This is a genomic window from Pontibacter actiniarum (assembly GCF_003585765.1).
GTDB lineage: Bacteria > Bacteroidota > Bacteroidia > Cytophagales > Hymenobacteraceae > Pontibacter > Pontibacter actiniarum.
The window spans coordinates 70,473-84,605 of the sequence record NZ_CP021236.1 but is presented as its reverse complement, the minus strand read 5'-3'; the positions used below and the strand labels follow the sequence as shown (position 1 = coordinate 84,605).

General features: G+C 52.1%; 10 protein-coding genes. All 10 read right to left on the bottom strand.

Features of this window, described 5'->3' with window-relative positions; genetic code table 11:
* Window position 1 precedes the first annotated feature (1 nt).
* The 10 genes from CA264_RS21145 to CA264_RS22530 all read right to left on the bottom strand — a co-directional run bounded on the left by CA264_RS21145 (window position 2) and on the right by CA264_RS22530 (window position 13,745).
* Complete coding sequence (locus CA264_RS21145; RefSeq protein WP_025603800.1) at window positions 2-2,521, bottom strand: heavy metal translocating P-type ATPase; 2,520 nt, start codon at window positions 2,519-2,521, stop codon at window positions 2-4.
* An 85-nt stretch (window positions 2,522-2,606) separates the two neighbouring features.
* Entirely contained in the window at window positions 2,607-2,942 is a 336-nt protein-coding gene (locus CA264_RS21140) for a hypothetical protein (RefSeq protein WP_025603799.1), read from the bottom strand.
* Between the two features lie 9 nt (window positions 2,943-2,951).
* Entirely contained in the window at window positions 2,952-3,350 is a 399-nt protein-coding gene (locus CA264_RS21135; RefSeq protein ID WP_025603798.1) for a methyltransferase family protein, read from the bottom strand.
* 43 nt (window positions 3,351-3,393) lie between these two features.
* Window positions 3,394-5,421: a heavy metal translocating P-type ATPase gene (locus CA264_RS21130; RefSeq protein WP_025603797.1), complete on the bottom strand. Its 2,028-nt coding sequence runs from the start codon at window positions 5,419-5,421 to the stop codon at window positions 3,394-3,396.
* 160 nt (window positions 5,422-5,581) lie between these two features.
* Window positions 5,582-6,343, bottom strand: a complete 762-nt coding sequence (locus CA264_RS21125) for an AlbA family DNA-binding domain-containing protein (RefSeq protein WP_025603796.1) — start codon at window positions 6,341-6,343, stop codon at window positions 5,582-5,584.
* 124 nt (window positions 6,344-6,467) lie between these two features.
* Entirely contained in the window at window positions 6,468-6,881 is a 414-nt protein-coding gene (locus CA264_RS21120) for a Fur family transcriptional regulator (protein WP_025603795.1), read from the bottom strand.
* 39 nt (window positions 6,882-6,920) lie between these two features.
* The gene (locus tag CA264_RS21115; RefSeq protein ID WP_025603794.1) at window positions 6,921-7,256 is read right to left on the bottom strand and encodes a P-II family nitrogen regulator; all 336 of its coding nucleotides are present in this window, start codon (window positions 7,254-7,256) and stop codon (window positions 6,921-6,923) included.
* Between the two features lie 138 nt (window positions 7,257-7,394).
* Window positions 7,395-8,660, bottom strand: a complete 1,266-nt coding sequence (locus CA264_RS21110; protein WP_051364246.1) for an efflux RND transporter periplasmic adaptor subunit — start codon at window positions 8,658-8,660, stop codon at window positions 7,395-7,397.
* Window positions 8,661-8,674: 14 nt separating this feature from the next.
* Window positions 8,675-13,084, bottom strand: coding sequence for a CusA/CzcA family heavy metal efflux RND transporter (locus tag CA264_RS21105; protein WP_025603792.1), 4,410 nt, complete (start codon window positions 13,082-13,084; stop codon window positions 8,675-8,677).
* A 340-nt stretch (window positions 13,085-13,424) separates the two neighbouring features.
* Window positions 13,425-13,745 (bottom strand): DUF6660 family protein, encoded by a 321-nt coding sequence (locus CA264_RS22530; protein WP_340411374.1) that lies wholly within the window; start codon window positions 13,743-13,745, stop codon window positions 13,425-13,427.
* Window positions 13,746-14,133 lie beyond the last annotated feature (388 nt).

Below are 14,133 nucleotides of genomic sequence, written 5' to 3'. Positions count from 1 at the left end.
TCTATTTTTTCTTGTACGCCAGCAGCCTGAGCGCATTAAACACCACCAGCAAAGTAGAGCCCTCATGTATTAATACTGCTACGCCGATGTTGGCGAGCCCCAATATGGTGGAAGGGATTAGTACTGCAACGATACCCAAGCTTACCCATAGGTTCTGTTTAATGATACTTTTGGACTTGCGGCTCAAGCCGATGGCAAAGGGCAGGTTCTCCAGTTTGTCCGACATCAGGGCGATATCGGCCGTTTCCAGGGCCACATCCGAGCCCGCAGCTCCCATGGCTATGCCGACGGTGCTATTGGCCATAGCCGGGGCATCATTTACCCCATCCCCTACCATGGCCACCTTACTTTCCTGTTGCCGAAGCTCCTTAATGGCCTCCACTTTCTCTTCGGGCAACAGGCTTCCCCATGCATCAGTGAGGCCGATCTGTTTGGCCACCGCATCCGCCACTTTCTGGTTGTCGCCGGTCAGCATAATCATCCGCCTGATACCAATCTTTTTCAGCTCTTCCAGGGTCGCTCTAGCCGCTGCCCGCGGCGTATCCATTAAGGAGATAATGCCGATGTAACGGTCGTTTTCACGTACTAGCATGGTGGTGTTGCCTTCTGCCTCCAGCAACTGCACTTTGCCAACCAGTTTCTGTGAGGGCTTGGTGGCATCCAACTCCTCAAAAAGCTCCAGATTACCTATATACACCTTGTTACCAGCCAGAGAGGCCTTGATGCCCTTCCCCAGTACAGCCTCTAGGTGTTCCGCATCAGGAACAGGAATATCCTTCAGCCTTTCTTTCCCGTCCCTGACGATGGCTTTGGCCAAAGGGTGGTCACTCAATGCCTCTACAGCTACGGCTTTTTTCAGCAGGCCATCTTCTGGCTCATTGTTCCAGGGAATAACATTGGTGAGTTTAGGTTTGCCTTCTGTCAATGTTCCCGTCTTGTCAAAGGCCAGGGCGGTCAGTACGCCCAAATCTTCTAGGGGCCTTCCGCCCTTGATGAGCACACCGCCACGGGCAGCCCGTGCCACTCCGCTCAGTACGGCGCTTGGCGTGGAAATGGCCAGGGCACAGGGACTGGCGGCCACCAACACGGCCATGGCCCTGTAAAAGCTGGCGCTGAATGGCTCGTCAATCACCAGGAAAGCGAAGTGCAGCAGCACAACGAGTATAAGCACGGAGGGAACGAAATACCTCTCAAATTTATCCGTAAACCGCTGGGTAGGCGATTTCTGGGTCTGCGCCTCGTTTACCAGTTTTACCAGCCGCGAAAGGGTGGAGTCTCTGGCTTCCTTGATCACTTTCACCTCCAAGGTGCTGTTCCCATTGATAGTGCCGGCGAACACGCGGTTCTCATCCTTAATCTCGCTTTCCGCATTATACGTTTGCTCCGGATCACCCACCGGCTCCTTATCCACCGGCACACTCTCTCCGGTAATAGGTGCTTGGTTTACGCTGCTCTGCCCTTTAACGACCACACCGTCAGCCGAGATTTTGCTGTTAGGCCTTACCATGATCACGTCGCCGAGGCGCAGTGTTTCGATGCCCACCTCCTCGGTTTTACCGTTCTTTTTGAGCAATGCTGTTTTGGGTGCCAATTCCGCCAGCGCTGCAATAGACTTGCGGGCCTTATTCATGGCATAATGCTCTAAGGCATGTCCCAGACTAAAGAGGAAAAGCAGCAACGCCCCCTCGGCCCATTCTCCCAAAATAGCGGCCCCAATAGCCGCCACCAGCATCAGGAAGTCGATCTCGAAGTTCTTTTTAAGTATCTCCTCTACCGCCTCCTTGGCCGTGAAGAACCCCCCGAAGAAGTAGGCCCCGATATAGAGCGCTAGGCTTACCCCGCCAGGCACCCCCTCTACAAAACTCAACCCGAAGCCAGTGCCCAGCAGAGCGCCGCAGGTGATAGAAAAGATGAGCTCTGTATTTTTTCCAAGGATCCCGCCGTGTCCATGTGTGTGCTCATGGCCGTGTTCATTATCTGGCTCCAGCTTTTCTTCTAATCTTTCCATCTCTTCCGCTACGGCCCCGTCCTGTCGTTCGCCAGTGCGGCTTGCATAATCTGCTGCGCTCAGGGAAGTATCCGTAATCCTTAATCCTTCTTCCCGGATGACTGAGAGTATCTTTTCTTTATTGGTTCTGGACCTGTCATACTCCAGGCGCACCATCCCCGAGGCGGCTACCGAGGCCTGCAGCACGCCATCGGCCTGCAGCAGAGTTTGCTCCAGGTGGCGGGCATGGCGGGCATGGCGTATGCCATCTATGGCGATAAGGCCATGCCCAACTTTTTCGGTAAGTGAAGCCCCCGTTTGCCTAGCCAGTGCCTCAATGCGGGCCATGGAGATCTCATCCGGATTGTAGTGAAAGCAGAGCTGCGGCACGCCGTCCTCCTGCCCGGTGGAGACATGTACGCTTTCTATGCCTTCCCGGCCCTGTAGCCGGCCCATTAGCTCACGCACACAGCGGTCTTTTTCATCCGGCACTTCAGGAAGAATGAGAGGTATTTCTATTTTAAGCTTTTCCATTGATCTTATACGTTTTATACAGCCTACGTGAATACCTTCTTGCAAATTACCTATCAGCCTGCAATGAGGCAGAATTTGGGTGGACTCAGGAGCGCCCGCTCTCTTCCAGCCAGGCTGTATGGCGCTTTACTGTTCTTAAGGCAAAGGCCAGTACAGCTGCCAAGAGGAGAATCGTGTAGCTCCCTTGGCTCAGGCCAAACCGGCCTGTAAGGAAATACTGCCGCCACATCTCCACATAAGCAAAGCCAATCACAGCGTTCAGCGCCCCCGGGTACTCCCGCCTTAAGACCGACTTGACAGAGAAGGGGATAGCGGTTGGCCGGTAAAGCCTGAGTGATGGTACAAAGGCGGGTGTCTTCTGCGCCCAGTGCAGGTAAGTCGCCCCAAACTTCCGCTCCAGGAAGCGTTCTTCTGCAAACATGATGCGCTTTTAATAAATCCAGAATAATAAGCTGGCTATCAATATAAAGCAAATGTTTCCGGCAAAAACGACTATCCCGATCCACATGAGGTAGTTGCCCAGGTAAAGCGGGTGCCGTACCATGGAATACATGCCTGCCTGGTTGAGTTCCTCTGCCACCTGCCCTTTGGTGTTTCTGCCGGAAGTGCCCCGCGGGGTCGTGCCAATCACGTAGGCCCGTATCAGAAATCCAACAAGCGAGAGCATAATCCCTCCCCAGCTTAGCAGGAGGCGGGTAGATGGGGCATAGGTAGAATAGGGAGTGAAGTACATAGCGGGCAAAACTAGCGCAAACAGCAGGACAGGTAGCCACCCTCTGCGCTTAAACAGAAAGTTACCAGTAGCTTCCAATGAAAACACAAGAGCCATATAGGAGATGTAATTGTTGCGAATTATTAAAATTGTTGTGAAATTATTTAAACTTCATCCGCTGTATCCGCACGGCATTAAGTATAGCCAGGAAGGCAACGCCCACATCGGCAAATACCGCCTCCCACATCGTGGCTAGGCCACCGGCACCGAGTATCAGCACAATCGCCTTCACGCCAAAGGCCAGCGAGATGTTCTGCCACACAATCTGCTTTGTTTTCTTCCCGATATTGATGGCCGTGGCGATTTTGGAAGGATGGTCTGTCTGGATCACGACGTCTGCTGTCTCAATAGCCGCATCTGAGCCTAAACCTCCCATGGCCATGCCTACATCGGCCAGCGTGATTACGGGCGCATCATTGATGCCGTCTCCTACGAATGCCACCGTGCGGCCTTCCGCTTTGAGCTTCTCCACCTGGCTTACCTTATCCTGCGGCAGCAGGCCGCCGTGTGCCTCGTCCAGTTTCAGCTCGCCAGCCACCTTCTGCACAATGGAGTCCTTGTCACCCGAGAGCATCACCAGTTTTTTCACGCCCAGTTCCCGCATTCGGCTCACGGCAAGCGGAGCATCTTCCTTTACCTTATCGGCAATAGTGATGTAGCCGGCGTAGGTACCACCCACAGCCACAACCACGATCGTTTCCACGATCTCCTTCAGGCTTGGGTCATAAAGAACACCAAACCTCTCCAGCAACCGGGTATTTCCAACTAGCAGCTCTTTGCCGTCCACCTTTCCTTTCAGCCCATGTCCGGATATTTCCTCCACCTGGCCAACTGTGTGCTGCCTGTACGTATCTCCGGCCTCGGCCACGATGGCCTGCGCGATCGGGTGCGTGGATTTACTCTCGAGCGCAGCAACCGCTGAGAGAAACCATCCCTTATCATCCAGAAAAGTTTCCACCTGCCGCACCTGAAACACCCCCTCCGTCAGGGTGCCGGTCTTGTCCATGACTACCGTGTCCACCTGGGTCATCAGGTCCAGGAAGTTAGAGCCCTTAAAAAGCAGGCCGTTGCGCGAGGCTGCCCCGATACCGCCAAAATAGCCGAGTGGAATGGAGATCACCAGTGCGCAGGGGCAGGAGATCACCAGGAAGATTAGCGCCCGGTACAACCACTGATTAAAGTCGTAAGCCTCCACGAAAAAGTACGGGATGAACACAAGGCCCACAGCCAGGAAGAAGACGATGGGCGTGTACACTTTGGCGAACCGGGTGATGAACTGCTGTGTTTTGGCCTTGCGGCTGCCAGCTTCCTCTACCAGCTTCAGTATTTTTGAAAGGGCGCTGTTCTCATAGGCAGAGGTTACCCGAAGCTCGATCACCCGGTCCAGGTTGATCATACCCGCCAACACTGTCTCGCCTTTCTTTTTTGTATCGGGCTTTGATTCTCCGGTAAGCGCGGCGGTATTGAAGGAGGAGCGCTCGGAGAGCAGCTCCCCGTCCAGGGCCACCCTCTCGCCAGCCTTCACCTGCACCACCTCGCCTACCTGCACTTCTTTGGCCTTCACCGTCACTATACCATTGTCCGTCACCAGCCCCACCTCATCAGGCCTGTTGTCGATCAGCGCTTTGATGGAGCGGCGGGAGCGCAGCACAGCCGCCTCCTGAAAGTGTTCCCCGATCACATAGAAAAGCATCACGGCTACACCCTCTGCATACTCCCCGATGTAGAAGGCACCCAGCGTGGCCATGCTCATCAAAAAGAACTCGTTAAAGAAGCTACTGCGAAGGCTCTTGATGGCGTGCCAAACCACACGCCAGCCCACCAGCACATAAGCAATGGCGTAGCTCAGGAACCGCACAGAGCCGGTGAACCAGGGCGTATCGAGGTAATCCAGGAGGATACCCCCCAGCAGTAAAACAAGGCTAATAGCCGTAGGAACATACGAGGACTTTGCCTCTTCTTCGGCATGATCATGCTCATCGGCTCCTGCAAACTTTGCTTTACCGTCTGCTGAGCAACACTCTGTGCCTACATTGGGTCCAGAAGCTTCGGCTGTTCGGGGCGAGGTGATCTCCAGGGGCTTAAAGTCCTCTTCTATATTCTTGCTTTTATTCCGTTCCTTTTTCATAGTTTATTGATTAGTTATTAACACAACCTTTTATAAGTCAATTGTAAGCGGACAGTTCGTGCAGCTTATTTTATTGAGCCTGTTCACTTTTGTGGTTATGTAATATATATGTGCAGGCCCTTTCCTGCATACGCCTCTAAACTTTCATTCAACTTGAGGCTCAATAAAACACCTTTTCAATATACTCCAGCACCTCCCTGACATCCAGTTCCAGTATACGCTTCTCTGCACGTATGTAAAAATGCGCCCGCTCCCCCACATGCACGTAAACAGGCGAGGGAGAGCGTTTCACCTGAACGCGGCATATATCTTTCCCACTAATTGTGTAAAAGTTAACCTTTAATAAAAGACAACAGCTAGGGTCTAGCATATCTTGCACCGCCTTCAGGAGATACTGATTAAAATGTTTCTGATGTGGCTTTCCCAACTCCTGATAATCCTCTTCCAGTCCACTGCATGTGCCTTCTTTGTTCACACCAATAAAGAGGTACCCTCCTTGCGTGTTCATCAGTCCGGCAATAATTTTGGCTACCGCCTGTTCAGGGCTTGAATAGGAGCTTTGCTGTCTATCAGGCCCCAACAGCCGTGGCAGTAAGGCTACCATTTGGCTTTCACCTTTCGTGAGGAGGGTAGCCATCTGGTGTGTGACATAAAGCTCCTTCATTGCCTGAAGCTTTTTATTGCCGATCAGCACTCTTAATATAAAAGCTGCTATTAGCAGTCCAATTAATACCCAGATTAGATACGGCTCTGATTTCTGAAACGGGGAGCTGCCTTTAAGTGTCAAGGCAGCTTTGCCCAGCCAGGATACTTCCTGATGTTGCGCCTCAACACCACCTATGGAAAGTATTAGGGGAAATAAGGACAACGCAGCTACAGCTATCCACGCCCCTATCCACACAATAGTCAGTTTTCTGCTCATTTTACCCTAATATCTATTTTGATAGACAACACCCTTGGAAATAACTCTTCCTGGTATATATTTCTGCCTATACATGCCTGGTAAAGCCCACATCTGTTAAACTGGGGAGAAGACTGCTACACCCTTAAGTGACACATTGGTCACAAATGCCTTTCACCACCATGTTTATCTCCTCTAACCGAAATCTGTGCGGGAGCTGTATACCAGGCACTTTAACCTTTGGAAGGCAGTAAGTTTCTTTGCAGGAGTTGCAGTAAAAATGCACATGCAGGTCCTCCATCGCACAAGTGCAGTCTTCCTGGCACAAGGCATACTTGGTTAGTCCCGCTCCGTCAATAATCTGATGTACCAGCCCTTTCTCCTCAAAGGTCTTGAGCGTGCGGTATAGCGTGACACGGTCCACTTGCTCAAAACCCGCTTCCATTTCACTCAGACTAACGGCTGTTTGCTGCTCAGTGAGTTTTTCCAGCACCAGCAGGCGCATGGCCGTAGGCCGGATGCCCCTGCTTTTCAGCCTAATTTCAAGATCTTCCGGCATTGCTTTTATCTGTTTACAACCAACCGAACCATATGTTTTTCAATCAAAGCGCTTTATCGATTCTCCCGTCTTGATGCGGTAAGCGCTTTCAATTTCAGTCGTGTAGATGATGCCATCGCCTGGTTCCGGCGACCGGCCGTTGTCGCTAATTAACTGCACAGCCCTGGCCGCTTCCTCATTCTGGCAGACAAGCTCCAGTTTCACGATTTTGCTGTCCGTGAAGCGAAAGTCGAGTGAAGGAAAGGCATCCTGGCGGCTGTAGGCCCCGGTGCCTTCTCCCTGAGAGAGGGTAACGCTCTCAAACCCGTTTTCCCGCAGCGCCTCCACTACCTTCTGTACCCTGGATGGTTTTATAAATGCTTTTATTTCTTTCATTATGTTGAATCTTATCTATGCTATAATTTAATTTCTGTCTCCTAGCGTATCATTTCTATTCTCCGAACCTTTTCCAGGCAATCGCCTGCCAAAGACATGGCCGCACACATGTGCGCGGCCATGCTCATCACTTAATCTTTAATGGCCGTGTTCCGTGGCCCCTTTATTCATTTCAGAAATAAGGTTGTAAGCACCGGTGTAGGCTATCTGTGCATTATCAGGAAGGGGCTGCAGCAGCTTTACCTCTATCCATCCGTTACTACTGGCTCCTGTTACAACAGGAACCTGCTTAAACACCCAAACCTTTCCAGCTGTTTGTTCTCCTGTAGCTGGTGCTTCTTCCTCTGCATGATTTTCTTCATCAGCATGGGCCTCGGCATCTGCTTCTCCTGTCTTCACAAAGATGAAGGACTGCTCTCCCTCCTGCACAACGGCTGTCTCTGGAAGGGCTAGCGCTGTTGTGGTATCCGTTGCTATACGGCCCTCAATGTACATACCAGGTATGAGGTTTTCCGTACTACCTTCTATGTCAGCATGCAAATGCACGGCTCTGACATCTTTCTCAAAGGCGGGGCTCATATTATATATGGTAGCCGTATACTCCCTACCTGCCGCGTTGGCAACACTAAATATTACTTTTTGTCCTACCTTAACCTTTGAAACGTCTTTCTCAAACACCATAAAGTCTGCATGAAGCTGTGACCGATCCACCACGGAAAACATCTGCTCCTGGGGCGATACATACTGCCCGTTGGTAATATTTACCTTCTGCACATAACCACTGATGGGTGAAACGACTGGAACTGACTGGAATATCTTGCCTGAGAGGATGCTGCCTGTGTTGAGCCCCAGGATGCGAAGCCTGGACTTGAGGCCTTCCACCTGGGCCTTACTGGTGCTATAATTCGACGTGGCCTCCTGCAGGTCCCGCCCAGAGCCCACCTTCTGCTCATACAGCCGCTGCTGACGCTGATACTCCTGCTCCAGGTACTGTAGCCTGCTGGCTGCCTCCTGCAGGTCTACCTGCATCTGCACCAACTCGGGGTGTGCCAGCAAAGCAAGCGTCTGCCCTTTCCGCACCTTGTCACCTTCAATAACTTTAATTTCCTGCACGTTCCCCCCAACCGTCGCACTTACGTTAGCCTCACTCTGAGGCGGTACCTCCAGCTCTCCTGTTACTTTTATGTTACCGGACAAATTTCTGCTCTGAAGCGTCCCCAGCTGAAGGCCAATAGACTCCATTTGCTGAGGAGACATGCGCACAGTACCTTCCTCCTCTGCATGTCCTTCAGCTTCCTCGCCTTGGGTTTCCTGCTCCGCCACCGGCTCTTCCGGAGAGCCACAGGCACCGAAAATTGATAGCAGCACGAATAGCAGCACGTTTATTTTAGATTTGATATGCATCGTCTTTAGTTATTTTATTGATTGGAAGATTGAAGAAAATAAATCAGGCGCGCCTTCGTATCCAGGTAGTTCCCAAGCGCCTCCTGGGCATTGAACTCCACCTGTATGGCATCCCGAATGATTTGCAGAAAACCAATGTAGTCGATGGCTCCTTCGCGGTAAGCAATGATGGCCCCGTTGCGCTGCTCTACGGCCAAAGGCAAGGCCTCCTGCTGGTAGTATTGCCAGGAGTTAAGCCATTTGCGGTACTCCTCCAGCAGACTGCCGTAGCCAGCCTGCAGCTCCAGCTGCGTACGGCGCAGGTTCTGCTCTGCGATTTCACGCTCTATCTTGGCTGACTGGGCCCGGCCACGCTCCGCAAAAGGGAGTAGCGGGAAGTTTATCCCTATTTGGTAACTGTAGAACCCTGACTGGCCCGCTATCTTCTGGTCAGCGTACTGCCCGCTCAGGCTCGGCAAGTAAGCCGCTTTGGCCACTCGCAGGCGGGCCTGGGCCACCTCCACCTGCTGGCGGGAATAGTCCAGCAATGGGTGCTGGCTCAGGGTGTCTGCTATACCTGGTAGAGGGGCTGTCAACTGCTCAGGCTCTGTCAGTGCCGCAGTTAAGGGCGTGTCGTTTACCAGCCACTGATTCAGTTGGCGCAGGGCCGCCTGATAGTTACGGAAGGCCTGCTCCTGCTGTACCGTTATCTGCCGGGCCTGGTTTGTCGCTGCCAGATACTCCAAGTGGGAAATGGCCTCTGTTTCGTAACGTACCTTTGCAGCTCTGGTGAACTCTGAAAAAATAGAGTCCAGTCGCTGGTAAAGCAGGTACTGGCTTCTGGCCGCGTAGGTGTTGCTCCAGGCTATACGCACCTCACGCGCTACCTCCAGCGAGGTCAGATTCAGCGCCGACTGGGCCAGGTTAACCTGCTTTTGCTGCAGATTGAGCCTAGGCGCGATACTGAATACCTCTATATTCTGCTGCTGAATACCGATACGGTTCTGAACACCCTGGCTCTCATTTCCTACCTCTTCTTTTCCTGTGAAGACCTGGGTACTCCCCAAGTTCCAGGCCGTGCTTTTCAGCGCCTGCTGGTTTTCTATGCCAAGTCTGGCCGCTGTAACGGAGGGGTAATTGGCCACCGCCCGCTGCACGGCCTCCTCCATGGAGATAGCCGGCATGTTGTCCGGAAGCGCTTTTTTATCCTGTGCCGTGGCTGCGGCCGGAGAAAAGAACAACCCGGCACCGATTACCAAAGGTATAACGAGTGAGGGGGCCATGGCCATATTCCCTTTGCCTCCGCTTTTTCCAACCTTAGACTCAACAAAGAAGTACAGAATAGGCACCACCACGAGCGTGAGGAACGTCGCGGTAATCAAACCGCCGATCACGACTGTTGCCAACGGCCGCTGCACTTCAGCCCCAGCGGAGGCAGAAAAGGCCATCGGGATAAAGCCCATGATGGCGGCCGTGGCCGTCAGCAGGATAGGTCGCAGCCGTTCTTCTGTACCGATAAAGATACGTTGCTTCAGGTCCGTAATACCTTCTTCTTTTAAGCTGTTGAACCGGCTGACCAGGACCAACCCATTCAGTACAGCTACCCCGAAGAGCACGATAAACCCTACCCCAGCAGAGATACTGAAAGGCATCCCTCTAAGGGCCAAGGCAAATATCCCGCCGATGGCTGCCAGCGGCACCGCCATGTAGATCATGATGGACTGGGAAAGCGACTTTAAGGCAAAATACAGCAAGATAAATATTAAGGCCAGTGCGATAGGCACCACCACCTGCAGGCGCGCTTTGGCCCGCTGCAGGTTTTCAAAAGACCCGCCGTAGGTTACATAGTAGCCGGGCGGCAGGTTCAGCTGCGCATCCAGCTTTTGTTGTATTTCATTCACCATGCTCTCCACGTCACGGCCACGCACATTTACCCCCACGTTTATTCTTCGGGAAGTATTGTCGCGGGATATCTGCATGGGGCCCGGCTGATAACTGATGTCAGCCACCTGCTGCAGGGGCACCTGCTCCCCGTTAGGTAAGTCGATGTATAGGTTTCTGAGGTCCTCGATGCTGCGCCTGTTCACCTCCGAGAGGCGAACGGCAATATCAAAGCGTCTCTCCCCTTCAAAGACCACCCCGGCTACCCCACCTGCAAAGGCGGCGCTGATATAGTTGTTGAGCTTTTCGATGTCCAGCCCATACTGGGCTATTTTCCCCCGGTCAAAACGAACCGTCATCTGCGGCAGCCCGGATATAGCCTCCAGGTTCACATCACCCACGCCCGGCACGGTCTGGATAATTTGCGCCATCTGCTGACCTTTAGAAGCCAGTACGTTCAGGTCCTCCCCGTAAAGTTTCACGGCCACATCCTCCCGCACGCCGCTGATCAATTCATTAAAGCGCAGCTCCACCGGCTGGCTGAACACAAAGTTGATGCCCGGCAGCACCGACAGCTTTTCTTTGATCTTCCCGATCAGTTCTTCTTTTGAATCCGCGCTTTCCCACTTGTCCATGTCCTTTTCCAGGATAATGAAGGAGTCCAGGATATCCATCGGCATCGGGTCAGTAGGAATGGCCGACACCCCGATGCGGGCCACCATCGTCTTCACCTCCGGGAAGTTCTCCAAAACGATCTTTTCTATCTTCTTGGACTGCTCAATGCTCTCAGAAAGAGAGGATCCCGGGCGCAGCAGCGCCTGCATGGCAATGTCGCCCTCATCCAGACTTGGGATAAACTCACCGCCCATACGGGAGAAGGTAAGGACTGCACCTACCAATAAAACCACTGCAGACATCAGCACCACAACTTTGTGGTTAAGGGACTTGCGCAGCAAAGGCAGATAGCCTTTGTTTACCCCACCCATTAGCCTATTGCTAACATGTTCCACTTTGTTTTCAAATTTGCTGAGCAAGTTCTTCTTGCCGTGAGATGGCTTGAGAAATAAAGCCGACACCACAGGTACATACGTTAGACACAGAATAATGGACCCCAGCACGGCAAAGCCGAAGGTATAGGCCATCGGCTGGAACATCTTGCCCTCCACCCCAGTCAGGAAAAGGATAGGGGCGAACACGATCAGGATAATGATCTGCCCGAAAAATGCGGAGTTCATCATCGTGCTACTCGACTCGTAGGCAATCTCATCCATCTGCTGCCCAAAGTTCCCCTTCCCTTCCTTCATTCTCTTTTCTATCATGTGCACAGTGCCTTCTACAATAATCACAGCCCCGTCCACAATTATCCCGAAGTCGATGGCGCCTAGGCTCATCAGGTTGGCCGATACATTGAAGATGCGCATCAGGATGAAGGCAAACAGCAAAGCCAGCGGAATCACCGAAGCGGTAATAAGGCCGCCCCGTAGGCTACCCAGCAACAGCACGAGCACGAACACGACAATCAGCGCCCCCTCGGTAAGATTTTTGGAAACGGTGCTGGTGGTACGCGCTATCAGATTGCTTTGGTCAATAAAAGGCTTAATCACCAGCCCCTCCGGCAGCGACTTTTGTACTTCTGCCATACGCTCCTTCACTGCATTGATGACTTTGTCCGGGCTCTCGCCGCGGAGCATGAGCACCATACCGCCCACAGCCTCCCTTCCGTCCTGAGTAAAGGCCCCGTAGCGTACCTGGCTGCCGAACTGCACGGCATCCGCCACGTCTCTGATCAAAATTGGTGTGCCATTCTCGTTCCGGACAACGATGTTGCGGATGTCATCCAGCGAGCGAACCAGGCCTTCTCCCCGGATGAAGTTGGCCATGCTGTTCCGCTCGATATAGGCGCCCCCGGTGTTGACGTTATTTTTCTCCAGCGCCTCGAATACCTCAGAAATCGACACGTTCATGGAGTTAAGCTTGCCGGGGTCCAGCGCGACTTCGTACTGCTTGATGTTTCCGCCAAAGGCATTTACCTCCACCACACCTGGCACTAGCGCCATCTGCCGTGCCACGATCCAGTCTTGTATGGTACGTAGTTCTGTGGGCGTGTACACGCTGTCATACCCCGGCTGTGGCTCCAAAACATACTGGTATATCTCCCCTAGTCCAGTACTGATGGGACCCATGGAGGGCTCCCCGAACTGCTCAGGGATCTCTACTTCGCTGAGCTTTTCCTGCACCAACTGCCGGGGCAGGTATGTGCCCATGCCCTCATCGAACACAACGGTCACTACGGAAAGGCCAAAGCGGGAAATGGAGCGAATCTCCTCCACCCCCGGAAGGTTCGCCATGGTCAGCTCGACTGGATAGGTCACAAACTGTTCGATGTCCTCTGTGGAAAGGTTCTCCGATGTTGTGATGACTTGTACCTGATTGTTGGTGATATCTGGAACGGAACCCAGATTAACGGTGGACATGGCCCAGACGCCCGCACCGATCCAGGCGACGATCATGAGGCCAATAATGAGCTTGTTCCGAATGGAAAAAGCGATGATACTGTTTATCATGTTGGGTTATTTTGTGTGAATAGCGAAGAAATGGTACGCCTTGGCTAGGACGGCTAAAATGCCCAGAAGGGTGACAAGTATCAGCACGGCTATTTTTAACCGCTTCTGCCACTTGGACTGCCGTCCCCGCCAATGGTACTGCCGTTTTCTCCTTTTGGATTTCTTTTTACTACTGGTTTTTCTTCTGTTGTTTTTCTTCAATTCCCGATAGACAAAAAGTTTTTTAAAACTGCTCTCGTCTGGTTCTTGTTTTGAATGGAGTAGGTAGGAACAGAAAGGCACATACACGCCGAGGCCGGCTATGTACGGGTCTGTCCACAAAAAAGGAAGGGGAAAGGGGTTAGGCTACCTTCGGCGGTTGCCAGATGGAATAGGAAAGGGAGGAGACAAAACTACTCTTGTACAGATCAACCTCTTGAGGCACCTCCTGCAAATCAGCGTATTCGGATACATCCGTACTTTGTGGCTGAAAATGAGAATGGCAGCAGTGACAGGCGCAGAATGGGGAACACCCGTCTGCAAAGTCATCCTGATGGTCCTGGTGTCTATCAGCTGTAGCCACTGCTTGTGCTTCACCTGGAGCCGCATTTGCCCTGTCCAGGCACGGTTTCAGGGAAAGTGTCAGCAAAAGCAGGATCAGTATGTAGAGTAGAGACCTCATGTGAGACAAAGATAATCAATAATTACGTGCAATGCTATTGCATATCCAAGACGTGTTAAGAAGATAATTTTCAATTCAGCAATCACAACGACGTTTACGACTACTTTGTTACTGATTATGCTCCTGCAAATATTAAGATTACCAACGTACCTCCTACATAATCACCACCTACCTTGCCTCAACTGACCTATGACTGAAATTATCAATATTTTAAAGATTACATACTAGCTAAGAGAAAGAGCTGAAGGTATGGGAAGTGTCTAAACCAGACCTATATCTATATGGCTACTACTTTTTGGAAACTTTAAACTTCAATAGCAGACCTTCTATTTTGAACAGATGTGTAAGGAGCTGTGACATAGGAGCAGTGCCACAAATCTTACAGCCA

What these genes read in the sequence shown, in the direction of transcription:
- CA264_RS21145 (WP_025603800.1), bottom strand. Translation starts at nt 2,521, where the DNA reads ATGGAAAAGCTTAAAATAGAAATACCTCTCATTCTTCCTGAAGTGCCG.
- CA264_RS21140 (WP_025603799.1), bottom strand. Translation starts at nt 2,942, where the DNA reads ATGTTTGCAGAAGAACGCTTCCTGGAGCGGAAGTTTGGGGCGACTTAC.
- CA264_RS21135 (WP_025603798.1), bottom strand. Translation starts at nt 3,350, where the DNA reads ATGGCTCTTGTGTTTTCATTGGAAGCTACTGGTAACTTTCTGTTTAAG.
- CA264_RS21130 (WP_025603797.1), bottom strand. Translation starts at nt 5,421, where the DNA reads ATGAAAAAGGAACGGAATAAAAGCAAGAATATAGAAGAGGACTTTAAG.
- CA264_RS21125 (WP_025603796.1), bottom strand. Translation starts at nt 6,343, where the DNA reads ATGAGCAGAAAACTGACTATTGTGTGGATAGGGGCGTGGATAGCTGTA.
- CA264_RS21120 (WP_025603795.1), bottom strand. Translation starts at nt 6,881, where the DNA reads ATGCCGGAAGATCTTGAAATTAGGCTGAAAAGCAGGGGCATCCGGCCT.
- CA264_RS21115 (WP_025603794.1), bottom strand. Translation starts at nt 7,256, where the DNA reads ATGAAAGAAATAAAAGCATTTATAAAACCATCCAGGGTACAGAAGGTA.
- CA264_RS21110 (WP_051364246.1), bottom strand. Translation starts at nt 8,660, where the DNA reads ATGCATATCAAATCTAAAATAAACGTGCTGCTATTCGTGCTGCTATCA.
- CA264_RS21105 (WP_025603792.1), bottom strand. Translation starts at nt 13,084, where the DNA reads ATGATAAACAGTATCATCGCTTTTTCCATTCGGAACAAGCTCATTATT.
- CA264_RS22530 (WP_340411374.1), bottom strand. Translation starts at nt 13,745, where the DNA reads ATGAGGTCTCTACTCTACATACTGATCCTGCTTTTGCTGACACTTTCC.